Origin of the sequence: Microbacterium sp. UBA7513 (genome assembly GCF_002478345.1) — a bacterium.
In the GTDB taxonomy this organism is placed as follows: domain Bacteria; phylum Actinomycetota; class Actinomycetes; order Actinomycetales; family Microbacteriaceae; genus Microbacterium.
The window spans coordinates 70,027-94,280 of record NZ_DLNJ01000017.1 but is presented as its reverse complement, the minus strand read 5'-3'; the positions used below and the strand labels follow the sequence as shown (position 1 = coordinate 94,280).

Annotated in this window: 25 protein-coding genes and 1 tRNA gene; 13 read left to right on the top strand and 13 right to left on the bottom strand. The window is 70.8% G+C overall.

The features are described 5' to 3' along the window. The first annotated feature begins 15 nt into the window (after nucleotides 1-15). Nucleotides 16-1,044 (top strand): class II fructose-bisphosphate aldolase, encoded by a 1,029-nt coding sequence (fbaA, locus tag B2W79_RS09740; protein WP_025103954.1) that lies wholly within the window; start codon nucleotides 16-18, stop codon nucleotides 1,042-1,044. A 63-nt stretch (nucleotides 1,045-1,107) separates the two neighbouring features. On the opposite strand, the gene B2W79_RS09735 is transcribed toward fbaA, so the two are convergent. From B2W79_RS09735 to B2W79_RS09725, 3 genes are all read right to left on the bottom strand, one after another. Further along, on the bottom strand, nucleotides 1,108-1,629 hold the full coding sequence (locus B2W79_RS09735) for a DUF6264 family protein (RefSeq protein ID WP_071328163.1): 522 nt from the start codon (nucleotides 1,627-1,629) through the stop codon (nucleotides 1,108-1,110). A 235-nt stretch (nucleotides 1,630-1,864) separates the two neighbouring features. Next, nucleotides 1,865-2,656, bottom strand: a complete 792-nt coding sequence (locus tag B2W79_RS09730; protein ID WP_292789013.1) for an IclR family transcriptional regulator — start codon at nucleotides 2,654-2,656, stop codon at nucleotides 1,865-1,867. A 2-nt stretch (nucleotides 2,657-2,658) separates the two neighbouring features. Further along, nucleotides 2,659-3,705 (bottom strand): 4-hydroxy-3-methylbut-2-enyl diphosphate reductase, encoded by a 1,047-nt coding sequence (locus B2W79_RS09725; RefSeq protein ID WP_313391549.1) that lies wholly within the window; start codon nucleotides 3,703-3,705, stop codon nucleotides 2,659-2,661. Nucleotides 3,706-3,805: 100 nt separating this feature from the next. Here B2W79_RS09725 and xseA point away from each other — a divergent pair, with 100 nt between their 5' ends. From xseA to B2W79_RS09695, 6 genes are all read left to right on the top strand, one after another. Continuing rightward, nucleotides 3,806-5,083 carry an exodeoxyribonuclease VII large subunit gene (gene xseA, locus B2W79_RS09720; protein ID WP_292789007.1) on the top strand — a complete coding sequence of 426 codons (1,278 nt, stop codon included), beginning with the start codon at nucleotides 3,806-3,808 and terminating at the stop codon, nucleotides 5,081-5,083. Nucleotides 5,084-5,119: 36 nt separating this feature from the next. Next, complete coding sequence (locus B2W79_RS09715) at nucleotides 5,120-5,353, top strand: exodeoxyribonuclease VII small subunit (protein WP_062633571.1); 234 nt, start codon at nucleotides 5,120-5,122, stop codon at nucleotides 5,351-5,353. Continuing rightward, the gene (locus B2W79_RS09710; RefSeq protein ID WP_071328159.1) at nucleotides 5,350-5,994 is read left to right on the top strand and encodes a DUF4245 family protein; all 645 of its coding nucleotides are present in this window, start codon (nucleotides 5,350-5,352) and stop codon (nucleotides 5,992-5,994) included. Before B2W79_RS09715 ends, B2W79_RS09710 begins: the two co-directional genes overlap by 4 nt. Continuing rightward, complete coding sequence (locus B2W79_RS09705) at nucleotides 5,991-6,665, top strand: carbonic anhydrase (protein WP_025103947.1); 675 nt, start codon at nucleotides 5,991-5,993, stop codon at nucleotides 6,663-6,665. Before B2W79_RS09710 ends, B2W79_RS09705 begins: the two co-directional genes overlap by 4 nt. After that, nucleotides 6,662-8,056 carry a class II fumarate hydratase gene (locus B2W79_RS09700; protein WP_292789003.1) on the top strand — a complete coding sequence of 465 codons (1,395 nt, stop codon included), beginning with the start codon at nucleotides 6,662-6,664 and terminating at the stop codon, nucleotides 8,054-8,056. Before B2W79_RS09705 ends, B2W79_RS09700 begins: the two co-directional genes overlap by 4 nt. Before the next feature lie 307 nt (nucleotides 8,057-8,363). Next, nucleotides 8,364-9,200: a type IV toxin-antitoxin system AbiEi family antitoxin domain-containing protein gene (locus tag B2W79_RS09695; protein WP_292789001.1), complete on the top strand. Its 837-nt coding sequence runs from the start codon at nucleotides 8,364-8,366 to the stop codon at nucleotides 9,198-9,200. A gap of 285 nt (nucleotides 9,201-9,485) precedes the next feature. On the opposite strand, the gene B2W79_RS09690 is transcribed toward B2W79_RS09695, so the two are convergent. From B2W79_RS09690 to B2W79_RS09680, 3 genes are all read right to left on the bottom strand, one after another. After that, nucleotides 9,486-10,868 (bottom strand): PhoH family protein, encoded by a 1,383-nt coding sequence (locus tag B2W79_RS09690; protein ID WP_071328157.1) that lies wholly within the window; start codon nucleotides 10,866-10,868, stop codon nucleotides 9,486-9,488. A 158-nt stretch (nucleotides 10,869-11,026) separates the two neighbouring features. Further along, nucleotides 11,027-12,157, bottom strand: coding sequence for an aminotransferase class V-fold PLP-dependent enzyme (locus B2W79_RS09685; RefSeq protein WP_292788998.1), 1,131 nt, complete (start codon nucleotides 12,155-12,157; stop codon nucleotides 11,027-11,029). Nucleotides 12,158-12,191: 34 nt separating this feature from the next. Then, nucleotides 12,192-12,971: an isoprenyl transferase gene (locus B2W79_RS09680; protein ID WP_025103942.1), complete on the bottom strand. Its 780-nt coding sequence runs from the start codon at nucleotides 12,969-12,971 to the stop codon at nucleotides 12,192-12,194. 96 nt (nucleotides 12,972-13,067) lie between these two features. Between B2W79_RS09680 and trhA the strand changes: the two genes are divergently transcribed. Further along, nucleotides 13,068-13,799, top strand: a complete 732-nt coding sequence (trhA, locus tag B2W79_RS09675; RefSeq protein ID WP_071328155.1) for a PAQR family membrane homeostasis protein TrhA — start codon at nucleotides 13,068-13,070, stop codon at nucleotides 13,797-13,799. A 7-nt stretch (nucleotides 13,800-13,806) separates the two neighbouring features. Here the strand turns inward: trhA and B2W79_RS09670 are convergent, their stop codons facing one another. Continuing rightward, the gene (locus B2W79_RS09670) at nucleotides 13,807-14,094 is read right to left on the bottom strand and encodes a hypothetical protein (protein ID WP_071328154.1); all 288 of its coding nucleotides are present in this window, start codon (nucleotides 14,092-14,094) and stop codon (nucleotides 13,807-13,809) included. Nucleotides 14,095-14,162: 68 nt separating this feature from the next. Here B2W79_RS09670 and B2W79_RS09665 point away from each other — a divergent pair, with 68 nt between their 5' ends. Further along, nucleotides 14,163-14,549: a DUF4307 domain-containing protein gene (locus tag B2W79_RS09665; protein ID WP_060922683.1), complete on the top strand. Its 387-nt coding sequence runs from the start codon at nucleotides 14,163-14,165 to the stop codon at nucleotides 14,547-14,549. Nucleotides 14,550-14,646: 97 nt separating this feature from the next. Next, on the top strand, nucleotides 14,647-15,138 hold the full coding sequence (greA, locus tag B2W79_RS09660; RefSeq protein WP_025103938.1) for a transcription elongation factor GreA: 492 nt from the start codon (nucleotides 14,647-14,649) through the stop codon (nucleotides 15,136-15,138). 60 nt (nucleotides 15,139-15,198) lie between these two features. Here greA and ilvA read toward each other — a convergent pair whose 3' ends face one another. Together ilvA and B2W79_RS09650 are read right to left on the bottom strand one after the other, a co-directional pair. Next, entirely contained in the window at nucleotides 15,199-16,428 is a 1,230-nt protein-coding gene (ilvA, locus tag B2W79_RS09655; RefSeq protein WP_071328153.1) for a threonine ammonia-lyase, read from the bottom strand. Continuing rightward, nucleotides 16,425-17,621, bottom strand: a complete 1,197-nt coding sequence (locus B2W79_RS09650; RefSeq protein WP_083391664.1) for an AI-2E family transporter — start codon at nucleotides 17,619-17,621, stop codon at nucleotides 16,425-16,427. Before B2W79_RS09650 ends, ilvA begins: the two co-directional genes overlap by 4 nt. A gap of 85 nt (nucleotides 17,622-17,706) precedes the next feature. Between B2W79_RS09650 and B2W79_RS09645 the strand changes: the two genes are divergently transcribed. Continuing rightward, on the top strand, nucleotides 17,707-18,966 hold the full coding sequence (locus tag B2W79_RS09645; protein WP_071328152.1) for a winged helix-turn-helix domain-containing protein: 1,260 nt from the start codon (nucleotides 17,707-17,709) through the stop codon (nucleotides 18,964-18,966). After that, entirely contained in the window at nucleotides 18,963-19,862 is a 900-nt protein-coding gene (locus B2W79_RS09640) for a hypothetical protein (protein WP_071328151.1), read from the top strand. Before B2W79_RS09645 ends, B2W79_RS09640 begins: the two co-directional genes overlap by 4 nt. Before the next feature lie 9 nt (nucleotides 19,863-19,871). On the opposite strand, the gene B2W79_RS09635 is transcribed toward B2W79_RS09640, so the two are convergent. The 3 genes from B2W79_RS09635 to B2W79_RS09625 form a co-directional block, all read right to left on the bottom strand. Then, entirely contained in the window at nucleotides 19,872-20,438 is a 567-nt protein-coding gene (locus B2W79_RS09635) for a LemA family protein (protein WP_071328150.1), read from the bottom strand. 87 nt (nucleotides 20,439-20,525) lie between these two features. After that, nucleotides 20,526-21,839: a D-arabinono-1,4-lactone oxidase gene (locus B2W79_RS09630; protein WP_071328149.1), complete on the bottom strand. Its 1,314-nt coding sequence runs from the start codon at nucleotides 21,837-21,839 to the stop codon at nucleotides 20,526-20,528. Then, nucleotides 21,836-23,080 carry an alanine racemase gene (locus B2W79_RS09625; RefSeq protein ID WP_071328148.1) on the bottom strand — a complete coding sequence of 415 codons (1,245 nt, stop codon included), beginning with the start codon at nucleotides 23,078-23,080 and terminating at the stop codon, nucleotides 21,836-21,838. Before B2W79_RS09625 ends, B2W79_RS09630 begins: the two co-directional genes overlap by 4 nt. 65 nt (nucleotides 23,081-23,145) lie before the next feature. Between B2W79_RS09625 and B2W79_RS09620 the strand changes: the two genes are divergently transcribed. Further along, nucleotides 23,146-23,218 (top strand) — tRNA-Leu (locus B2W79_RS09620). A gap of 4 nt (nucleotides 23,219-23,222) precedes the next feature. On the opposite strand, the gene B2W79_RS09615 is transcribed toward B2W79_RS09620, so the two are convergent. Next, nucleotides 23,223-24,095: a cation-transporting ATPase gene (locus B2W79_RS09615; RefSeq protein WP_292788979.1), complete on the bottom strand. Its 873-nt coding sequence runs from the start codon at nucleotides 24,093-24,095 to the stop codon at nucleotides 23,223-23,225. Nucleotides 24,096-24,254: the final 159 nt, after the last annotated feature.

Below are 24,254 nucleotides of genomic sequence, written 5' to 3'. Positions count from 1 at the left end.
ACCGCAGGAGTTCTCATGCCCGTCGCCACCCCGGATCAGTACGCCGACATGCTCGACCGCGCGAAGGCAGGCGGCTTCGCGTACCCCGCGTTCAACGTCTCCAGCTCGCAGACGATCAACGCCGTCCTCCAGGGCCTGACCGAGGCCGGCTCCGACGGCATCATCCAGGTCACCACCGGTGGCGCCGACTACTTCGCCGGCCACACGGTCAAGGCTCGTGCGACCGGCGCTCTCGCCTTCGCCCGCTACGCCACCGAGGTCGCCAAGAACTACCCGGTCACCGTCGCCCTGCACACCGACCACTGCCCGAAGGACGCTCTCGCGGGCTTCGTCGAGCCGCTCATCGCCGCCTCGGAGGAAGAGGTCAAGGCTGGCCGCAACCCGATCTTCCAGTCCCACATGTGGGACGGGTCGGCCGTGCCGCTCGCAGAGAACATCGAGATCGCCAAGGAGCTGCTCCCCCGCATGAAGGCGATCAACGCCATCCTCGAGGTCGAGATCGGCGTCGTCGGCGGTGAGGAGGACGGCGTGCAGCACGAGGGCTCGAACGAGGCGCTCTACACGACGTTCGCCGACGTGGACCAGGCCGTGCAGGCGCTGGGCCTGGGTGAGCAGGGCCGTTACATCGCCGCCCTCACCTTCGGCAACGTTCATGGCGTGTACAAGCCGGGCGGCGTGAAGCTGCGTCCGGAACTGCTCGGCGAGATCCAGGCCGAGGTCGCCGCGAAGTACAACACCGGCGAGAAGCCGCTCGACCTCGTCTTCCACGGCGGCTCGGGCTCCACCGACGAGGAGATCGCTCTCGCGGTCGCCAACGGCGTCATCAAGATGAACATCGACACCGACACCCAGTACGCCTACACGCGCGCCATCGCCGATTACATGTTCAAGAACTACGACGGTGTGCTGAAGGTCGACGGCGAGGTCGGCAACAAGAAGCAGTACGACCCGCGCGCCTGGGGCAAGATCGCCGAGTCGGCGATGGCCGCCCGCGTGGTCGAGTCCACCCGCCAGCTCGGCTCGTACGGCCAGTCGAAGAGCTGACACCACCAGACACACGAAAGGGGCCCGGCGTCTTGCCGGGCCCCTTTCGTCTGCGTGTCGGCGTCAGCGCGCCCCGGTCGCCTGGTCGAGGTAGGCGATGAAGGCCGGGTCGCCCATCATCGGCACGACGAGGCAGAACGAGGCGATGCCCAGCGTGATGACGGCTCCGACGAGCGGGAGCCACCAGGTGAGGCGGCCACGACGCAGGCGACGGATCGACAGGGCCGCCGTGACGCACCAGCCGACTGCCAGCACGACGGCGGCGATCGTCCCCCACGTGCGCCCCGCGGCGTAGTTGGTGAACTCCCCCTCGATGCCCAGCATGCCCATGGTCTGGTTCATCACCGGGACGATGTCGAGGTAGGACAGGCCGGTGACGATGACGTTCACGAGGCCGTAGGCGAGCAGCGCGATCGTCGCGAACCGATCCACTGAGGAGGGGCGCGCCGGAGCAGGAGCCGCGGGCGCGGGGTCCGAGACGGGAGCCGACGGGGCGATCACCTCTGCCACGGGCGGCAGCCCCGCTGCCCTCCGCTGCTCCTCTGGTGTGGCGAGTTCCCCGTATCGGGGGCGCTGGTCGGTCATCCCGCCATCGTATCGGCCGAGGCTCAGCTCGCTCGTTCAGAGAAGTCGGACCCCCAACCGATAGCGGCCCCGGAGAAGTGGGGACTTCTCGGGGCCGCGGACGTGGAGCGCTGGGGACGCTCCTCATCCCGTTGGTCGCCGGCGCTGGGGACGCCGTAGGCGATCAGTAGGGCGTTGTCAGCCACTACGCCTTCGATCATAGGGAACCCTCGATGCCCACACCAGGGCCCCGAATTCAGATGGTGAACTCGGCGTCCGGGCCGTCGGTGTCCAGGGCGTCCGCGCCGAGCTGCAGGGAGAGCCGCCGCGCCGTGCGCTGCAGGTTCGACACGAGACGACGGTTGACCACCGCCCGGTCCGCGGGCAGGGAGACGGCCAGCGACGCCGTCACCCCGGGGGCGATGACCGGAACCGCAACACAGGTGGCTCCGATCGCATACTCCTCCCGGTCGATCGCCCACCCCGGCGTCTGCTCGAGCTGGGTGAGGAGCGTCCGGCGGTCGCTGACCGTCCGAGGCGTGAGCTCCTCGAGCCGGTGCCGGGAGAGGTAGTCCAGGCGGTCCTCCTCGGAGAGCGCCGCGAGGATCTGCTTGCCCAGCGCAGTCGCGTGGGCGCTGGCGTGCAGCCCGACCCAGAGCTCGATGCGCGGATTCCGTACGGCGTCCACGATGTCGACGAGATGCATCTCCCCGTCCGCATATCGGGAGAGGTAGGCCGTGGCGCCCACGTCCTCCGTCACTGCGCGCAGAGCGGCGCGCACCCGAGCCAGGAACACCCCACGAGAGTCGATCTGCTGCTGGAACGCGGGGAAGCGTCCGCCCAGCACGAGCCCGTCCGGTTCGGCGCTGAGGTACCCCTCGTGCACGAGCGTGCGGACGAGGTTGTAGGTCGTTCCCGGAGTGAGCCCCGTGATCGATGAGAGCATCTTGGCCGGAAGCGGACGCGGGGAGTTCGCGACGATGTCGACCAGGCGGAGCGCGCGTTGCACGGACCCGATGAGGGTCGGCTCCGCCTCCGCGGCGTTCACCGCTATGCACCCCCTCCTGCGGAGGCGCGGCCGCCGAGGGCGCGCGCGTCGCGCTGGCCCGTGGCGTCCTGACGGAGCTCCTTCGGCAGGGAGAACATGAGGTCCTCCTCCGCCGTCTTGACCTCTTCCACGTCGCGATACCCGGCATCGCCGATCGCGTCGAGCACCTCGCGCACGAGCACCTCGGGGACGGAAGCGCCGCTGGTGACGCCCACCGTCTCCACGCCGTCGAGCCACTCCTGGCGGATCTCCTCGGCGTAGTCCACGCGGTAGGCGGCCTTGGCGCCGTACTCGAGGGCGACCTCGACGAGCCGCACGCTGTTGGAGGAGTTGGCGGAGCCGACCACGATCACGAGATCAGCGCCCTGAGCGACCTTCTTGATGGCGACCTGCCGGTTCTGGGTGGCGTAGCAGATGTCGTCGGACGGCGGGTTGTGCAGCTCGGGGAACCGGGTGCGGAGCCGGTTCACCGTCTCCATCGTCTCGTCGACGGAGAGCGTCGTCTGCGACAGCCACACCACCTTGGACGGGTCCTTCACCTGCACGGTGTCGGCTTCTTGCGGAGAGTTGACGACCGTGACGTGATCGGGCGCCTCTCCCGCGGTGCCCTCGACCTCCTCATGTCCGTCGTGGCCGATGAGCAGGATCTCGAAGTCGTCCCGCGCGAACCGCACGGCCTCGCGGTGGACCTTGGTGACGAGCGGGCAGGTGGCGTCGATGGCGTGCAGGCCACGGTCGGAGGCGGCGTTCACGACCGCCGGGGAGACGCCGTGCGCGCTGAAGACGACGTGCGCGCCCTCCGGCACCTCGTCGACCTCCTCGACGAAGATCGCGCCCTTGGCCTCGAGCTCCGTCACGACGTGGATGTTGTGCACGATCTGCTTGCGGACGTAGACGGGGGCGCCGTAGCGCTCCAGCGCCTTCTCCACGGCGACCACCGCACGGTCCACCCCCGCACAGTATCCGCGGGGGGCGGCGAGCAGGACGCGCTTGTGTCCGGGCACCGGGTTATCCTGAAGCCGCCCGGCCGCGGCGCGCACTCGTGGGATGCGAGGAGCGGGAAGATGAACGGCAGTCGAAGTCACCCCTCGATTCTACCGTCGCCCGGCTGGACGGGGCCGGAGAGTGCGCGGGCAGGAACGGGAGCAGATGACAGTCTTCGAAGCGACGACGGGACCGGGAGAGACGCCGCCGGCGGATGCCGTCGCCCCGCGCGACTCCACGGCGCAGGCGCCGACCTCGGTCGCGCGGCTGAACGCCACCATCCGCGACTTCGTCGCACGGTGGAACACGGTGTGGGTCGAGGGCGAGATCACCTCCTGGAACGTCCGCGCCGGCAACGTCTTCGCCCGCCTCAAGGACACCCGCTCCGATGCACAGATCTCCATCCGGGTCTGGTCGAGCGTGCGCGGCCGCATCCCCGCCGACCTGGGCGTGGGCGATCACGTCGTCGCCGCCGTCAAGGCCGACTACTTCGTGCGCTCCGGAGACTTCAGCTTCGCGGTCTCGGCCATGAAGCATGTCGGACTGGGCGACCAGCTCGAACGGTTGGAACGGCTGCGCGTGCAGCTCCGCCAGGAGGGCCTCTTCGATCCCGCCCGCAAGAAGCGGCTGCCGTTCCTCCCCCACGTCATCGGCCTCATCACCGGCGAGCGCTCCGACGCCGAGAAGGACGTCCACCGCAACGCCGAGCTGCGCTGGCCGCAGGTGCGATTCAAGACCGCGTACGCCGCGGTGCAGGGCGATCGCTGCGTGCCGGACACCTTGGCGGCTCTCGCCCGCTTGGACGCCGATCCCGAGGTCGACGTCATCATCATCGCGCGCGGCGGCGGCGACCCGCAGACACTCCTCGGCTTCAGCGACGAACGCCTCGTCCGAGCCGTGGCCGCCGCCTCCACACCGGTGGTCAGCGCCATCGGCCATGAGAACGACCACCCCCTCCTCGACGACGTCGCCGACCTGCGCGCCTCGACGCCGACCGATGCCGCCAAGCGTGTCGTCCCCGACGTCGGGGAGCAGCGCGCACTCATCGCGCAGCTTCGGTCCCGGGCCACCACCCGCCTCACGCAGCGCCTCACACACGACATGGCCCAGCTCGAGCAGCTGCGGTCCCGGCCGGTGCTGCGCTCGCCCGATCCGATCATCGACAGCCGCGCGCAGGAGACCTTCCTGCTTCTCGCCCGCGGTCGCGACGCGGTCACCCGGCAGCTCGACGACGCCGGCCGGCGGACGAGCGAACTGCGCGCCTCGCTACGCGCCCTCTCCCCCGCCGCCACTCTGGCCCGCGGCTACGCCATCGCCCACCTCGAAGGCGGCGTGATCCTCCGCGACGCGGCGGACGCCCCTGCGGGCAGCGCGCTCACCCTCACGGTGGACCGAGGGTCGCTCGCGGTTCGCTCGGAGGGCGAGATCGCGGAAGGCGCCTGAGCGGGCGGCGTCCGGGGCACGACGTAGGATGGAGGAGTGAGCGCCGTGAACGACACCCCCGTGGACACGCTGTCGTTCGAGGCGGCCCGTGACGAGCTCGTCCGGGTCGTCGCCGAGCTCGAACAGGGGGCGCCCACCCTCGAGCACTCGCTGGCGCTCTGGGAGCGTGGCGAGGCCCTGGCCGCCCGCTGCGAGGAGTGGCTGCTCGGCGCGAAGCGTCGTCTCGAGGCTGCACGCACCGCCACCCCCGACGAGAGCGACGCGTCATGAGCAAGGGTCCCGCGATCAATGCCGACCTCGGTCGACCGGAGACGCCGGACGAGACCGCGGCACGCAAGGCCGCGTCGAGCAAGGCCTACCGGTCGAGCCAGACGGTCCGCAACCTCGTCGCCGCGCTCGTGGTGACCCTCGCGGTCGTCGTCGTCATCATCGCGCTCGTCCCCCGGGGCGAGCCGGTCGCCGCGAAGCCGATCGACGTGGCCGCCATCGCCGCGGACGTGGAGTCGTCCATGGGCAGCCCGGCGATCGTCCCCGACACGGACGAGTTCTGGCGAGTGAACGCGGCCGAGCTCCAGAGCGGAGCCCCCGTGGTCTGGGAGGTCACCCTCGCGCCTGCGGCACAGGACGAGCGCGGGTTCATCAAGCTCGCCCAGGCCTTCGATGCCGATGCCTCCTGGGCCCCGCAGCGGCTGAACGGCGTCGCCCCGACCGACACCGTGCGTATCGGCGGTCTGGAGTGGGACGTCTATCGGCCCGGGTCCGCCGGCGCGGAGGCGAACGTCACCTACGCCCTCGGCACCCAGGCCGGCGACGACTACGTGCTTCTCTACGGCTCCCGCTCGGCCGACTCCACCGCCGAGCTCGCGGAGTCGCTCATCCCCCAGATCCGCACCGTCTCGGAGGCCCGATGACCCACCCGCTGACCCCCGCCGCCGCCTGGAAGCAGATGCAGGACGGCAACCGTCGCTTCGTCCGCGACGAGCCCCAGCACCCGAACCAGAACGTCGACCGCCGCAAGGACCTCACCGCGGCCCAGCACCCCGTCGCGACGCTGTTCGGCTGCTCGGACTCCCGCCTGGCCGCCGAGATCATCTTCGACCTCGGTCTCGGCGACCTCTTCGTCGTGCGCAACGCCGGGCAGGTGATCGGCGAGTCCATCGTGGCGAGCCTGGAGTACGCGGTCGCCGTTCTCGAGGTGCCGCTCATCGTGGTCCTCGCGCACGACTCCTGTGGTGCGGTGCGCGCCGCCATCGACGGCACCGCCATCGACGCGGACCCGCTCCCCCCGCACATCTGGAAGCTCATCGCGCCGATCGTCCCGGCCGCCCGCAAGGTGCTCGCGGAGAGCGGCGGCGGCACGGTGGCCGACATCGATGCGGAGCTCGTCGGACGCGAGCACCTTCGCAACACCGTCAACGACCTGCTGCAGTCGTCCGAGATCATCAGCAACGCCGTCGCCGAAGGCCGTCTCGGCATCGTCGGCGCCAACTACCGTCTGGCCGAGGGTGAGGCAGCGCCCGTCATCACGGTCGGCATCGAAGCCGAGGGGATCGACCCCGCAACCAAGGAGGGTTCGGAATGACCGACACCGAGTACCGCATCGAACACGACACCATGGGTGAGGTGCGAGTGCCCGTGAACGCGCTCTACGGGGCGCAGACGCAGCGCGCCGTGGAGAACTTCCCGATCTCCGGCAAGGGCCTGGAGTCGACGCAGATCGCCGCACTCGCGCGCATCAAGAAGGCCGCCGCGCTGGCGAACAAGGAGCTCGGCACGCTCGACGGCGCCATCGCCGACGCGATCGCCCAGGCCGCCGACCAGGTCGCCGCAGGCAGCCACGACGGCGAGTTCCCCGTCGACACCTACCAGACCGGCTCCGGCACCTCGTCGAACATGAACATGAACGAGGTCCTGGCGACGCTCGCGAGCCGCATCCTCGGCTCCACCGTGCACCCCAACGACCACGTGAACGCCTCGCAGTCGTCGAACGACGTGTTCCCCACCTCGGTGCACATCGCGGTCACCCAGGCGCTCATCGACACCCTGATCCCCGCGCTCGACCACCTCGCCGTTGCGCTCGAGGCCAAGGCTGAGCTCTGGAAGGACGCGGTCAAGTCCGGCCGCACGCACCTCATGGATGCGACGCCCGTCACGCTCGGCCAGGAGTTCGGCGGCTACGCCCGTCAGATCCGCCTGGGCATCGAGCGCGTGCAGTCGGCGCTCCCCCGCGTGGCCGAGGTACCGCTGGGCGGCACCGCTGTCGGCACCGGCATCAACACGCCGCTCGGCTTCCCGCAGAAGGTCATCGAGCTGCTGGCCGCCGAGACCGAGCTGCCCATCACCGAGGCGAAGGACCACTTCGAGGCGCAAGCGAACCGCGACGGTCTCGTCGAGGCCTCCGGCGCGCTCCGCACGATCGCCGTGTCGCTCACGAAGATCAACAACGACCTGCGCTGGATGGGTTCCGGCCCCAACACCGGTCTCGGCGAGCTGCACATCCCCGACCTGCAGCCCGGTTCCTCGATCATGCCGGGCAAGGTGAACCCCGTCGTTCCCGAGGCCGTGCTCATGGTGTGCGCGCGCGTCATCGGCAACGACGCCACGGTCGCCTGGGCCGGCGCCTCCGGGTCGTTCGAGCTGAACGTCGCCATCCCGGTCATGGGCACCGCGCTGCTCGAGTCGATCCGTCTGCTGTCGAACGCCTCCCGGGTGCTCGCCGACAAGACGATCGACGGCCTGCAGGCGAACCTCGACCGCGCCGCCGCCTTCGCGGGCATGAGCCCGTCGATCGTGACGCCGCTGAACAAGCTGATCGGCTACGAGGCCGCAGCCAAGATCGCGAAGCACTCGGTGGCGAAGGGCATCACGGTGCGCGACGCCGTGATCGACCTCGGCTACGTCGAGCGCGGCGAGCTGACGCTGGAGCAGCTCGACGAGAAGCTCGACCTCCTGTCGATGACCCAACCGGGCTGATCCACGCCTGACACGGATGCCGCGGGGACCTCGGTCCTCGCGGCATCCGTCGTCTCAGCCCCCGTCCCGTCCCGTCCCCGTCTCGATCCCGTCCCCGTCTCGGCCAGGATCCGGGCTCCGTCCGTCGCGGTTCCTGTCTCGGATGCACGACCACGTTCCGCCCGCACGTCGGAATCCTCAGATCAGGACTGCCCGCGGCTCCGGATCGTGCAGGCGACTCCTCCTCCACGAGTCCCCGGACACCCCGACTCATCCCCACGACGCCCCTCCTGCCCCGTGGAGACACCGGAGGACGCAGAATCAGCGGATGCTCGATCCTGTCTCGACCCTCACTCGTCTCGGAGGCATCGCCCGTGGGCGCGACCTCGGGGCTTTCGGAATCCCGCGCTCCGCCTTGTCGCGCGCGGTGCGCGCCGGCCGGATCCGTCGGGTCCGCTCCGGGGTGTTCGCCACCCGCGACACCGACGCGACCGTGCTCACGGCAGCTGCCCATGGTGGAGCCATCAGTTGCGGCACCGCGCTGCGCGCCCACGGAGTCTGGGTGCTCTCGGAGAGCGATGCGCCGCACGTGTGGCTGGGTCGCAACGGCCGCGCGCACCCGCACGTCGGGTGCCGGTGCATCCCGCATCATTTCGAGGGACGCACCCGGTTCGGCATCGTGTCCGTCGAAGACGCGCTCCGGCAGCTGCACGCGTGCGAAGGCGACGACGCCTTCTTCGTGTCCTTCGAGTCGGCCTGGCGGCAGGGACTGATCGGGCGGGCAGCGCGAGACCGGATCCGCGCCGCGCTGCCGCGGTCCGCCCGCTGGCTCGTGGACCTCGCTCGTCCTGACGCGGACAGCGGCCTGGAATCCCTGCTCCGCCTCCGGCTCCATGTCCTCGGCGTGCGCCTCACGACGCAAGTCGCGATCCCCGGTGTCGGCCGCGTGGACTTCGTCGTCGACGGCCGCCTCATCATCGAGGTCGACGGACGTGAGCACCACGGCGCCCCTGCGATGCGCCACCGCGACCTCGCCCGTGATGCCGTCGCATCGCGACTCGGGTACGAGACGCTGCGCTTCGATTACGCCCAGGTCGTGCACGACTGGCCCACGGTTCAGGCTGCGATCGAAGGCGCCCTCCGTCGAGCCCACGACCGCATCTGACGTCTGATCCCGCCCTCACGATCCCGGTTCCGCATGCACGACTCCGTTCCACCCGCACGACCCCTCGGCCCGCAGCGGCCGGCCGACGGTGCAGGATCGTGCAGGTGTCGCTACCGACGTCCGAGGGCCCGCGGCACGGATGCACGAGCCCGACACGGATGCACGATCGGAGCGGCCAGTGGGGCCCACGGGCGGGATGAGGTCGTGCGGGCGGGGCACGGTCGTGCAGCGGGACGAGGTCGTGCGGGCGGGCCCGGATCGTGCAACCGGGCCCGCCGGCGCGGGTCAGCTGAGTTCGCCGCCCTCCAGGAGGTCGGTGACGAGGGCGGCGATGGCGGAGCGCTCCGAGCGGGTCAGGGTGACGTGGCCGAAGAGGCCGTGTCCTTTGAGGGTCTCGATGACGCTGGCGATGCCATCGTGGCGACCGACGCGGAGGTTGTCGCGCTGCCCGACGTCGTGGGTGAGGATCACGCGGGAGTTCTGCCCCATGCGGCTGAGCACCGTGAGCAGCACGTTCCGCTCCAGGGACTGCGCCTCGTCCACGATCACGAAGGCATCGTGCAGGGACCGCCCACGGATGTGGGTGAGGGGCATCACCTCGAGGAGTCCGCGTTCCACGACCTCGTCGATGACGTTCCCCGAGACCACGGAGCCGAGGGTGTCGTACACCGCCTGACCCCAGGGGTTCATCTTCTCGCCCTGGTCGCCCGGGAGGTATCCGAGCTCCTGGCCACCTACGGCGAACAGCGGACGGAAGACGATGATCTTCTTCTGCTGCTGCCGCTCCAGCACGGCCTCCAGACCCGCGCACAGTGCGAGCGCCGACTTGCCGGTGCCCGCGCGCCCGCCCAGGGACACGATGCCCACCTCGGGGTCGAGGAGCAGGTCGATCGCGATGCGCTGCTCGGCGGAGCGCCCGTGCATGCCGAAGATGTCCCGGTCACCGCGGACGAGCCGGAACTCCCCGTCGCCGGTCACCCGACCGAGAGCCGACCCGCGCTCCGAGTGGATGATGAGGCCCGTGTTGAGGGGAAGCCCGTGCACGTCCTCGCTGAGCCCGACCTCGCTCTCGTAGAGGTCGCTGATGTCGTCGCCGGAGAGATCGAGCGTGGCGATGCCGGTCCAGCCCGAGTCCACGGCCTGCTCGGCGAGGTACTCCTCGGCGCGGAGCCCCAGGGACGCGGCCTTCACCCGCATCGGGAGGTCCTTCGACACGATGGTCACGTCCTGGCCGTCCTGCGCGAGGTGCATGGCCACCGAGAGGATGCGGCTGTCGTTGTCGCTGAGGCGGATCCCCGCGGGGAGCACCGAGAGGTCGGCGTTGCCGAGCTCGACGCGGAGGGTGCCGCCCTCGCCGACCTCCACCGGGAAGTCGAGTCGACCGTGCTCGACGCGCAGGTCGTCGAGGTGGCGCAGCGCCTGGCGGGCGAAGTACCCGATCTCCGGGTCGTGCCGCTTGCCCTCGAGTTCGGTGATGACGACCACCGGGAGCACCACGGAATGCTCCGCGAACCGGAAGAGCGCCTGCGGATCGCTCAGCAGGACCGAGGTGTCGAGGACGTAGGTGCGCAGATCCTGATCCGGTTCTGCGGCCGCGGCCTGACTCGGCGTCTGACGGGTGGACTGCTGCGCGGTGCTGGTGGACTGCTGCGCTGTACGTGTGGTCACGACCCACTCCCGACCCGGGGATTCCCGGCTATGCGAACGAGTCGACCAGGGGGTCACGAGTCGCGAACCTGAGGCCGACCCGACCGGGCGCCTTGCCCGATGCCTTGACGGTACGGCCGCTCAGGGGTTTTCCACGGACTCGACACGCCAGCGATTCGTTACGGGACGATGAACGATTCCTTGTCGAACGCGCCCAGGGTCTCGTCGAGCAGGGCGAGCGTCTCGGCGTCGGTTCCGGCGTGCGGCGCGATGCGGATGGATCCGCCCCGAGCGGTGACGACGAGTCCGGCGTTGGCGAGAGCCGCGGCGAGCCGCGCCGGTTCCTCCGGTGCGAGGGCGACGATCCCCGCGCGCTCGGTGCGCTCGCGCGGGGAGGCGACGACGATCCCGTGGCGGTCGGCCGTGGCGATCACCGCGTCCACGTGCGCGGACAGCCGCTCCTCGATCGCCGCGACCCCGGCATCCCTGACGTCCCGAGCGCCGATCGCGAGCCGGCCGGCGGCGAGCGTGTCCGGCATGCTGATCGTGTAGGCCCGCGCGTCCGGTGCCGGGGCGGGCAGCTCGTCGACGACCAGCCCGCTCGCCGCCGTCCCGGTGATCCCGGAGAGCACGGGCGAGATGCGCTCGCGTGCGTACGGCGAGAACCACGCGAACCCGGTGCCCCGGCCCGCGCGCAGCCATTTGTAGCCGTGCCCGACGACGACGTCCGCGACGCTGTAGTCGGCGTCGATCACGCCGAAGGACTGCACGGCGTCGACGATGAGGAGACGGTCGGGGCCGAGGACGTCCCGCAGCGCGGCGAGATCGGCCCGATAGCCGGTGCGGAAGTCGACGTGGCTGACGGCGAGCGCCACGACATCGTCGTCGAGGACGGCAGCGACGGCGTCGGGGGTGACCCGTCCGTCGTCGGGCGTGATCCAGCGCGGCGTGACCGCGTGGTCGGACGCCGCCGCCGCGCGCTCCAGGGTGAGGCTCACGCTCGGGAACTCCGCGGTGCTCGCGACGACCGCGCCGGAGATCCCGTAGAGCGCGTGCATGAGGCCGTGGGTCGACGACGGCTGCAGCGTGACGTCCGCGGCATCGGCTCCGAGGAGCTCGGCGACGACCTCCTGCGCCTGTCCGATCCGCTCTCCCACGAGCGCCAGGGACGACGGCCGGCCACTGCCGAGGAGGTCCGCGTCCGCGAAGACCTCGGCGCGGACCGACGGGGACACAGGGCCGAATGCCGCCCAGTTCAGGTACCCTGGCTCCGCGTCGAAGGTGCCGAGGTAGTCGTCGAAAGTGCTCACTGCGTCATTGTGACACGCGCCCGCACCCCTCGGATCAGCGTCCGAATCGGCGGTCGCGGTCGGCGTAGTCGCGGATCGCACGGAGGAAGTCGACCTGCCGGAGGTCGGGTCCCAGCGCCTCGACGAAGTAGAACTCGCTGTGCGCGCTCTGCCACAGCAGGAAGTCGCTGAGCCGCTGCTCGCCGCTCGTGCGGATCACGAGGTCGGGATCCGGCTGGCCGCCCGTGTAGAGGTGCTCCCCGATCATCTCCGGAGTGAGCTGCGCCGCGAGGTCCTCCAGCGTGCCGCCCGACGCCTCGTGTGTGGTGATGATGCTGCGCACCGCGTCGACGATCTCGTTCCGGCCGCCGTACCCGACCGCGAGGTTCACGTGCAGCCCGGTGTGGTCCTTCGTCCGCTCCTCCGCATCGGCGAGCACGCGCGCCAGCTCCGCCGGGAGGATGTCGGAGCGGCCGACGTGCTTGACCCGCCAGTTCCCCTTCTGGGACAGCGCCTCGGCGAGCTCCGCGATGATCTCGATGAGGTCGGCGAGCTCGGCCGAGTCCCGTTTGCGGAGGTTGTCGCTGGAGAGGAGGTAGAGCGAGACCACACGCACCCCGAGTTCGTCGCACCAGCCGAGGAACTCCTGCATCTTGGCGGCGCCTGCACGGTGCCCTTCGGCTGGGGTGTCGAATCCGAGCTGTCGCGCCCATCGGCGGTTGCCGTCGATCATCATGGCGACGTGGTGCGGAACGGAGGCCGGATCGAGGTGGCGGCGCAGCCGGCTGGTGTACAGCCGGTACAGCGGTCCCCGCCCCGGGCTCTCGCGTGACATCACCCACCTACGCTACCCTGCCCCGCTCTTCCGCGTCGGTGCAGAACCTGGGGACATGTACGGGGACGGGCATGCGCTCCCACCTAGAGTGAGCACGTGAGCACTTCCGACCAGACCGGCGCCGACCTCCCGAAGCTGCCGCTGCTCGAAGCGGCGGCCGTCGACGCGGCGGCCGAGATCAAACCGACCTGGCGCGGGTGGATCCACGCCGGCACGTTCCCCGTCGCGATCGCCGCAGGCATCGTCCTCATCGCCGTATCCCAGGGGGCGGCGGCGAAGTGGGCGGCGGCGGTCTTCATGGCCACCTCGTTGCTGCTGTTCGGGAACTCCGCCGTGTACCACCGCTTCAACTGGCGCCCCCGGGTGAAGGGCATCCTCAAGCGGATCGACCATGCGAACATCCTGCTGCTCATCGCCGGCACGTACACGCCGCTCGCCACCCTGGCGCTGCCGCCGGAGAAGGGCGTTCTGCTGCTGACCCTGGTCTGGAGCGGAGCCCTGCTCGGCATCCTCTTCCGGGTGTTCTGGATCCATGCGCCGCGCTGGCTCTACGTCGCGCTGTATCTGCTGCTCGGCTGGGCCGCGGTGATGTACATCGTCGACCTGCTCGACGCCAACGTGGCCATGATGGTCCTCGTGATCGTCGGCGGTCTGCTCTACACGGGCGGCGCCATCGTCTACGCGCTGAAGAAGCCGAACCCGTGGCCGGGACACTTCGGCTTCCACGAGATCTTCCACGTGTGCACGGTCCTGGCCTTCCTCTGCCACTGGACCGCGTGCCTGCTGATCGCCCTGCACCCGCTGTCGCCGTCGCTCGGCGCGCCCTGAGCGGCGGTCAGCGCTCGCGCGGCTCCTCGTCGGGCGCGGCGGGCGCTTCCGGTGCGGTGCGGCCCTGGTCCTGGGCGTCTCCGGCGGCGCGGGCGGCCTCCTCCGCGTCGAGCTCCTCGCGCACCTCTTCGCGGTACCGCACCCGGCGGATCCGGCGGTTCATGTCCCAGATCAACAGGATCACGGCGACGAGCACGATGACGATCACCGCGAAGCCGGCGAAGCCCGGCGTGACCGACTCCGGGGCCACCGTCATCGACGGTGTCGGCATCGGGGTCTCGGAGAGGAAGCGCATGAATCGGCCTTTCGTACGCAGGTCGCATAACCTGGTATCACCAGCCTAACGACCGGAAGACCCCACCTGTGACGACCGCCCTCCAGCTCGACGAACGCTACGGCCGCACCCGACGCCGTCGGTGGCCGTGGTTCCTCGCCGGGGCCGTCGCGCTCCTCCTCCTCGCCGCCCTCGCGTGGTCCATCGTCGGCCAGTCGCTGAGCGCGGTCGACGCCGATGATCTGGGCTTCGAGCTCGTGGACGAGCACGCCGTCGACGTGCGCTTCCAGGTGACCGGCGTCCAGGGCAAGGACGTCGTGTGCGTGCTCGAAGCCCTCGACGAGGAGTTCGGCGTCGTGGGCTGGAAGATCGTGGAGATCCCGGCCGGAGATGCCCATGCGCTCACCCGCGCGGAGCGCATCCCGACCGTCGCGGAGGCGACGACAGGTTTGGTGAACACCTGCTGGGTCGCCTAGACTGATGCCAGACAGACGACGCCCCGGCACCGTGCCGGGGCGTCTTGGCATATCCCCCGCGGCATCTCGGCGGGATCCCGATAGAAGGAGCTTCGTCATGTCCACCGATGCTCAGGTCCCCTTCCTCACGCAGGAAGCCTACGACCGGCTCGTCGCCGAGCTGGAACACCTCTCCACCGTCGGTCGCGACGAGATCGCCAAGCGCATCGAGGCGGCCCGCGAGGAGGGCGACCTCAAGGAGAACGGCGGCTACCACGCGGCGAAGGACGAGCAGGGCAAGCAGGAGGCGCGCATCCGCACCCTGGAAGCGCTGCTGAAGACCGCCAAGGTCGGCGAGGCCCCTGCCAGCCGGGGCATCGTCGAGCCGGGCACCGTCGTGACCGCGATCGTCGCGGGCGGCGAAGAGGTCTTCCTCCTCGGCAGCCGCGAGATCGCCGCCGCCGGCAGCGACCTCGACGTCTACAGCGAGGCCAGCCCGCTGGGCCAGGCGATCCTCGGCCTCAAGGTCGGCGAGTCCTCGTCGTACGAGGCGCCGAACGGCCGCTCGATCAGCGTCGAGATCGTGAAGGTGGAGACCTACACGGGCTGACGCCCCTCACGAGACACCCCCTCGACCGCCACGGTCGAGGGGGTGTCTCGCGTCCGGGGGTCAGTCCTGGACGACGATGGGTGCGAAGCCGGCGCGACGGAGGGTGTCGAGCGTGTGGGCCGAGTGGTCCGCCCCACGGGTCTCGACACTGAGCTCGAGGATGACCTCGCTGATCTGCAGTCCGTGGCCGTGACGGGTGTGCATCGCCTCGATGACGTTCGCTCCCGCCTCCGCGATGAGTTCGGACACGCGGGCGAGCTGACCGGGGCGATCGGGCAGCGGGATGCGGATCGTGAGATACCGTCCGGAGGCGGCGAGGCCGTGCGACACCACGCGTTGCAGCAGGAGCGGGTCGATGTTGCCGCCGGACAGCACGGCCATCGTCGTGCCGGTCGCCGACACGCGTCCGGAGAGGAGAGCGGCGACCCCCGCGGCGCCGGCGGGTTCCACGACGACCTTGGCCTGCTCCAGGAGGACGAGCATGGCGCGCGCGAGGTCGTCGTCGGAGACGGTGACGACCTCGTCGACGAGGTCCTTGATGATCTCGAACGGCACGGCCCCGGGGCGGGCGACGAGGATGCCGTCGGCGATGGTGGGGCGCGTGACGATGTCGACCGGTTCCCCGGCTGCCAGCGACGGCGGCACCGCGGCCGCGTTCTCCGCCTGCACGCCGATCACGCGGATCGTCCGCCCGAGCTCGGCGGCCTTGGCCTTGATCGCGGCGGCGACGCCGGCAATCAGCCCTCCGCCGCCGATGCCGAGGACCACGGTGTCGATCTCGGGCGCATCCTCCAGTAGCTCCAGGCCGAGGGTGCCCTGCCCGATCACGATGTCACGGTGGTCGAACGGATGGATGAGCACGGCGCCGGTGCGCTCGGCGAACTCGGCGGCCAGGCGCAGCGACGTGGCGACGGTCTCCCCCTCGAGCACCACCTCGGCCCCGTAGCCGCGGGTGGCGAGGAGTTTCGGCACGGGGACCCCGAGCGGCATGAAGATCGTCGCCGGGATGCCGAGCGCCTGAGCGGCCAGAGCGACGCCCTGCGCATGGTTGCCGGCCGAGGCCGCCACGACCCCGCGGGAGCGCTCCTCCGCGCTGAGACGGGAGAGCCGGTAGGTCGCCCCGCGGATCTTGAAGGAACCCGTGCGCTGCAGGTTCTCCATCTTCAGCAGCACCGGGGCGCCGAGCGCGTCGGACAGCGCCCGGGAGGGCAGCGTCGGGGTGTGCGAGATCACCTCAGCCAGACTTCGAGCCGCGTCCTGGAACTCGGTCAGGCTGGGGACTGCGCTCATCGATTCCTCCGTCTCCGCTCGCGCGGAACTGTGCTCCAGATCAGGTCTCCGCTCGGCCCGACGCCGGTGCGCCAGGATCCCGAGCTGATGGTCACCGCCGCCACGTTCACGAACGCGGCCAGCGGGACGGCGAACAGGGCACCGGGGATGCCCGCGATCATCGCGCCGCCCGCGACCACGAGGACGACGGCGAGGGGGTGCACCTTGACGGCGGAACCCATCATGATCGGCTGCAGGATGTGGCCTTCGATCTGCTGCACGGCCAGCACGACGACGAGCATCCAGAGGGCGATCCACGGCCCGTTGTAGACCAGGGCGAGGAAGACGGCCACGGCACCGGTCACGACCGCACCGACGATCGGGATGAACGAGCCGAGGAAGACGAGCACGGCGACGGGCAGCGCGAGCGGGACCTGGAGCAGGAACGCGCCGAGGCCGATGCCGATCGCGTCGATCGTCGCCACGAACAGCTGCGTCCTGGCGTAGTTGACGATCGTCGTCCAGCCGTTGCGCGCGGCGCCGTCGACAGCGGGGCGGGCCTTCCGCGGGAAGATCCGCAGCGTCCAGCGCCAGATGCCCGCACCGTCGGCCAGGAGGCAGATGAGGATGAACAGCGACAGCAGCGCGCCGGTGGCCACGTGCCCGACGGTGGTCCCGATCGCGAGGGCCCCCGTCCAGAGGACCTGCGCCTGCTCGCTGATGAAGTCGAGGCCCTGCTGCAGGTAGTTCGCGATCTGCGTGTCCGACAGGTTCAGCGGACCGTCGTGCAGCCACACCTGGAACTGGTCGAAGGCCTCGGTCGTGCGCTGCTGCACGTCCGGGAGCTGGGCGCGCACCTGCCAGACCACGAGCCACATCAGTCCGGTGACGATGGCGATCGTGCCGATGAGCGAGACAGCGATCGCGAGCCAGCGCGGGAAGCCGCGGCGCAGCATCCAGGAGAACGCCGGCCACAGCAGGGCGGTGATGAGGATGCCCACCATTAGCGGGATGACGAGGAGCTTGAGCAGCATCACCAGCCAGATGAAGACGCCGGCCGCCGCTGCGATGAGCAGCAGGCGCCAGGCGTAGCTCGCCGTGATGCGCAGGGGCAGCGGCACCGCCTCGTCGGCTTCGGTGGTCACGGTCCGATCGGTCACCACGGGGCGCGGACGGAACAGATCGCGCAGCCGGGGTCGCTGGTCCTCGCTCATCGCCTCAGTCTACGGTCATGCCGTATGCCGCTCGACGCATCTTGCGCTCTCCGACGATGTCGGAGAGCGAGGATACGCTGGCGGCGTGACCGACACCCTCAGTCCCGCCCAGGCGCGCCGCATCGCCCTCGCTGCCCAGGGCTTCACCCGCGCCCGTCCGGCCACCGTCTCCGGTCGCCATCTGCACCGCGTGATGGAGCGGCTCGGCGTGCTGCAGATCGACTCGGTCAACGTGTTCGCCCGGTCGCACTACCTTCCCCTGTTCTCCCGGCTCGGCGCCTACGATCCGGCGCTTCTCGACCGCCTCTTCCTCTCTCGCACGACGCACTATGTGGAGTACCTCGCCCACGAGGCGACCTTCATCCCCGTCGAGGACTGGCCGCTGTGGCGGTTCCGCATGGACGACTTCCGGCGGCGCTGGTCCGCGGAGGACTCCTGGCTCCGCACGAACGCCCGGACGGTGCAGTGGGTGCAGGACGAGCTCCGTGCGCGGGGACCGCTCCGCCCGGTCGATCTCCGTGCCGACGCCCCACGCGAGCGCGGCACCTGGTGGGACTGGGACGAGGTCAAGCTCGCCCTCGAGCATCTGTGGCGCACGGGAGACGTGGCGGTGAGCGGGCGCCGGGGATTCGAGCGCACCTACGCCCTCGCCGAGCAGGTCATCCCCGACGGCATCCGGTCCCGTGAGATCCCGCGCGAGGACGCCATCCGCGAGCTCGTCCGGCGCGCCGCGCGGTCGAGCGGCGTCGGGACGGCGGCCGACCTGGCCGACTACTACCGCCTCCGCGACCGTGCCGCGGTGACCGGAGCGATCGCCGATCTCGTCGACGCGGGCGACGTGCACCCCGTGACCGTCCGCGGCTGGGAGCGCGGCGGTCGGCCCCTGCCCGCCTGGCGGCATCGCGACGCGGTTCTTCCGCGCCGGGTCGAGACCGCCGCCCTGTTGACCCCGTTCGATCCCGTGGTGTGGTTCCGGGAACGTGCGCTGCGGGCGTTCGAACTCGACTACCGCATCGAGATCTACGTGCCGGCAGCGAAGCGCCGCTACGGCTACTACTCGCTGCCCGTGCTCGTCGGCGACCGGATTGTGGCGCGGGTCGACCTCAAGGCGGACCGCGGCACGTCCACGCTGCAGGTGCAGTCGGCATGGTGGGAGCCGCAGGCGCGTCCCGGCGACGCCGAGGCGATCGCGGCGGAGCTCCTGCGCGCCGCGCGGTGGCAGGGTCTCGACCAGGTGTCGGTCTCCGGATGGGGCGATGCGACCGCCGCCGTCCACACCGCACTCACCGCCACCGCCCCGGACACGGTGCGTCGCCATGTCCACGTCCGGGAGGGCGTCGCGTGAGCCATCGTCGATGGTGGCTCCTGGGCGGGCTCGTCGCGGCCGTCGCTGTCGCGGGGGCGGTGTGGTGGGGACTGTCCGCGCTCCGCTCGCCCACGGCGGAGGAGGCGGCGCTGGCCTATCTCCACGCGCTGGAGTCGGGCGATCCGGAGGCGGTCGCGGCGACCGGGACCAGGGCGTCCGACGCCGCCCTCACCGCGTTCGCCGGAGCGACGTCGACCATCCAGGATGCCGAGGTCACCGATGTCCGCGAGGGGGACGGTGGCGCGTCCGCGACGGTGCGCTTCCGGCTCGACGGAGACGAGCACGAGGCGGACCTCCGACTGACGCCGGGCATCGGCGGGTGGGTCGTCGATGACTCCGGCCTCGGCGCCCTCCGCTCCACGACCACGATCGGGACGGCGGTGCAGGTCGGCGATGCGGTCCTCCCGGTGGAGCAAGACGCCGCGCTGCTCCCTGGCGTGTACCCCGTGACGGCCGCACCTCGGACGCTGCTGACGGGTACGGCCGAGGTTGTCGTGCTCCCCGGGGATGACGCCACCGCGGGCGTGACCGCCGAGCTCCGGCCCGAGGCGACGGAGGCTGCGCAGACCCAGCTGGAGGCCTACCTGACGAGCTGCACCGCCGACGGCACCGTGGTCCCCGAGAACTGCGGCGTGCGGATCCCGTGGGGGACGGAATTCCGAGAGATCTCCGACATCGCGTTCCGTGTCGAGCGGTTCCCCGCGGTGCTGCTCACCCCGACGGCGTTCACCGCGGACGACGGCATCCTCGAAGCGACCGTGACCGGCACCGGCCAGGACGGCGCCGCGCGCACGGTCACCTATCGCAGCACCGCGTGGAGCGTGCGCGGAGGCGTGGACGTCACCGCAGACGAACTCGCCCTCACGGTGTGGTGAGGGCGAGGATCAGAACTGCACGCGCGGCGGCTCCGAGATGGCGCCGCTGTCGGCGACCTCGAAGAACTCGCGCTCGGTGAAGCCGAGTCCCTTGGCGAAGAGGTTGTTGGGGAACACCTTGATCTTCGTGTTCAGCTCGCGCACGCCGCCGTTGTAGAAGCGTCGCGCCGCCTGGATCTTGTCCTCGGTGTCGACGAGGGCCTGCTGCAGCTGGAGGAAGTTCTGGCTGGCCTGCAGCTGCGGGTAGGCCTCGGCGACGGCGAAGAGGCTGCGCAGCGCCTGCTGCAGGTGGCCTTCAGCGATCCCCGCCTCACCGGGACTGCCGGCAGAGAGAGTCTCGGCACGGGCGCGGGTGACGTTCTCGAACACGGCTTTCTCGTGCGCGGCATAGCCCTTGACCGTCTCGATGAGGTTCGGGATGAGGTCGGCTCGACGCTTGAGCTGTACCGTGATGCCGCTCCAGGCTTCGTCCACACGGACGTTCAGCTGCACCAGCGAGTTGTATGTCGCCCAGAGATACACGCCGACGAGCAGGATCACCCCGACGACGATCAGTACCGGCACGAGCCATTCCATCAGTGCCCCACCCTTTCCCGTATTTCTCTCATCCTAGACGCGGTGCCTGCACGTGGACTGGGGACGAGAGTCTCCGGCCCGACTCGATCAGCGCCCGAGCACGCGTTCCAGGTAACGGTTCGAGAATCGGCGGTCCGGATCGAGGCGGTCGCGCAGCGCCACGAAGTCCTCGAAGCGCGGATACCGCCCCCGCAGCGTGTCGTGCGTGAGCGTGTGCAGCTTCCCCCAATGCGGGCGACCGTCGTGCGCGCTCATGATCTCCTCCACCGCGCCGAAGTACTCGGTCGGGTCCGCCCGCCAGTACCGGTGGACCGCGATGTAGGCGGTCTCGCGACCGTATGCGGTCGAGAGCCAGCGGTCGTCGGCTGCCGCGAACCGCACCTCCACCGGGAACTCGACCCGCCAGCCGCGCTGGTCGATGAGATCCTGGAGAGCGCGGAACGCGGGCACGACGTCCGCCGCCGGGAGCGCGTACTCCATCTCACGGAATCGCACCGTCCTGCTCTGGGTGAGCACGCGGTTCGACAGGTCGGTGTACTCGCGGTCCCCGGTGAGTCGCACGGCGAGCCGGTTGAACCGAGGGGTGATCGCCGGAACAGCCTGTCCCGCCGCGCAGACGACGCGGTACACGCCGTTCGCGAGCAGCGTCTCGTCCACCCATCGGCCCACGGGAGGAAGGGGCCGGCGTCGCGTCGACTCCGGCAGACGCGCTTGGCGCTTGGTCAGCGCGACGTCGGTGTGCGGGAACCAGTAGAACTCGAAGTGATCGGCCGCCGCGACGCGCTCATCGATCGTCGAAAGGACTTCCTCCATCGGCACGGGTTCGTCGATCGCATGCATCACGAACGTCGGCACGCACTGCAACGTCACCTCGACGATGATGCCGAGCGCTCCCAGCCCCACGGCGACCGCGGGCAGCAGCTCGGGGCTGTGGGCTTCGTCGATGCGGAGGAACTCGCCGTCCGCGGTGATCAGAGTCACCCCGACCACCTGGGTGGCGAGACCGCCGAAGCCGGCGCCGGTCCCGTGGGTGCCCGTGGAGATCGCCCCGGCGATGGACTGCCGGTCGATGTCGCCGAGATTCTCCATCGCGAGTCCGTAGCGCGCCAGCAGCCCGGGGATGCGGTGCAGCCGGGTGCCGGCGAGGAGCGTGACGCGCCCGCTTACGGCGTCCGCGGATACGAGTCCCTGCAGGTCGTCGAGCTCCAGGAGGACACCGGGAGCGACGGCGATCCCGGTGAAGCTGTGACCGGCGCCGACCGCCTTGACCGTGAGTCCCTGTCGCACCGCTGCCCGCACGGCACGCTGTACGCCCTCGGGACTGCGCGGCCGCTCGACTCGGACCGGGCGCACCGACGCCGACCGGCCCCAGTTCTGCCAGGTGCCGCCGATTCTCGTCACAGGAACGCCTTCCCCTCGCCGCGGTACGTCGGCAGCTCGTCGATGACCTCGTCGCCGGACACGAGATGGTAGGCGGCGATGCGCTCGGCCGGTTCGCCGCTCTTCGCATGACGGAACCAGACGCGATCGCCGACGCCGAGCGTCGCGGCGCTCGGCCCCTGCAGCGGCGTCTGCACCTCGCCTGCCGCCTCCCGCGGAAGCGTGCGGAGATTCGCCGGCCACACCGGGCGCGGCTGTCGGGAGGCGACCGCGGGACCGGAGGCGATCCAGCCGCCGCCCAGCACCGTTGCGATGTCGGCCGCAGGACGGCGCACGACGTCGAAGGCGAAAGCCGCAGCCGGTGCCGGGTGGAAGGACCGGTACCCGTCGAACAGGTGCCCTCCGAGCAGGCCGCTACCCGCGCTGGCCTCGGTGAGGGACTCGTCGCTGCCGCTGAACTCGAGGGAGCCGGTGCCCCCGCCGTTGAGGAACTCGAGGGAGGTCACGGCACTGACTGCGGCGACGATCTGCGCCCGCCGCTCCCGCAGCTCGTCGCGCGAGCGGGCCTGAACGCGGCGGATCAGCGGCCCATCGGGGCCGGCGTCACCCTGTCCGGCGATCTGCGCGTCGTACATCTGCAGCCCCACGAGGCGGAAGCCGGGGCGAGCCACGACCTTCCGGGCGAACGCCGCGACCTCGCCGGCGGAGAAGAGAGCTGACCGGCGGACGCCGATGTGCCCGAGCAGCGCCGATCGCCAGGATGCATCGACGTCGATCGCCACCCGGAGCTCGGGGCGCGCTGCGGGGGCCACCACACTGTCGACGAGGTCGAGGTGCACGGGATCGTCGATCATGAGGGTGATGCGCTGCGCGGCCTCTTCGTCGGCGCAGAGCCGTTCGAGGGCGGCCCGGTCCACGGTCGGATAGCCCAACACGATGTCGTCGTGCGTCTCGGCGAGCCAGAGCGCTTCCTCGAGCGTGAACGCGAGGATGCCGCGGAAGCCGGGGACGCGGAGCACGGCATCGAGGACGGCACGCACCCGCACCGATTTCGACGCCACCCGGATCGGCAGACCGCCTGCACGGACGAGCAGATCCATGGCGTTGTAGCGCAGCGCCTCCCGATCGATGACGGCGACCGGGGCCGGAAGGTGCCCGGTCGCGGCCGACAAGCGCGGCCAGTAGCGGCCCGGGTCCTCCCATTCGGGGGCGACCGCGGGGCCACCCGGGACGGGGCTCAGTTCGTCGGTGAGGTCGAGCACTCCCCCACCCTACGGCCTGAGCCCCGCCCGGGTCACGACCCCGCCGACGATAGGCTGGCGGCACGGCCCCCGTAGCCCAATGGCAGAGGCAGGCGACTTAAAATCGCTTCAGTCTGGGTTCGAGTCCCAGCGGGGGCACCCGTCAGCGGCCGAGGATGTCGCCGATCCCCGGGAGGCCGAGATCGCCGAGCCGCTCTCCCCAGCCGGTCGCGGTCTCGCCGAGTCCCGAGACGGCCTCCCCGGCCGAGCCGAGCATCTCGTCGGCGCCACCGGCCAGCGCATCGACGTCGACGCCGGAGGCGAGGGCGTCGATGTCGATGCCCTGCGCCCAGGCGTCGAAGTCCACTCCGAGGCCTGCGGCCTGTTCCAGGAGGGGTGCCGCCACGGTGCTCAGGACGGCCCCGCCGGCCACCACACCCAACAGGCCGACCGCCGCACCGCCGGCGGCGACCGCCGCCCCACCCGCGCCGGCGCCCCGGACCCGGGAGAGGAGGCCGCGCAGACGGCCCGGCTGCATCGCCTCGGCGCGGCCCGCCGCGCGGGCGAGGTCACCCGCGGAGGAGGAGCGCGGTCGCTCCTCCGCCGGGAGCTCGGCCCGCATGCGGGCCTCGACCTGCTCCCGCTGCGACGGCGTGAGACGCGCGAAGGCCTCGCGATGGATCTGCTCGACGCGGTGCGGGTCCGCCGTCTGCAGAAGGTAGTCGTACCGGGCGATGGCCGCACGGTCCGCCGCGGAGGCGTCCGGCCGACCACCGGCACCGGGGGCAGGCGGCGGCGCGTACGAGGTCGACGGTCGTCCCGCGGCAGGGCCGCCGGCCGACGACGAGGCGGGAGACGGGGTGTCCGGGCGCGGCCCCTCGGTACCGGGACCACGGACGGCATCCACGGCGCCACGGATCATCCCGCTCCAATCCGTCGAAGAACGAGAGCCCTCCCCGCCCCTCGCGGCGGGGCTCGCGCCCTTCGCGTCGAGGGCGTCGGTGGCGAGGCGGATCAGGCGGGAGAGTTTCGACATGAGGGTCCGTTCGTGAGACGGGCCGCCGTTCTCCGCGACGTCGGTCGACGCAAGGTTCCGGGCAGCCCGCGATGCGGGTGCCAAGGTCTCCTCCACCCTCACGGGCCAGCGGGCCGGGGCACGATGACATGCCCGTCATGACGACGTCGCTGCAGACGG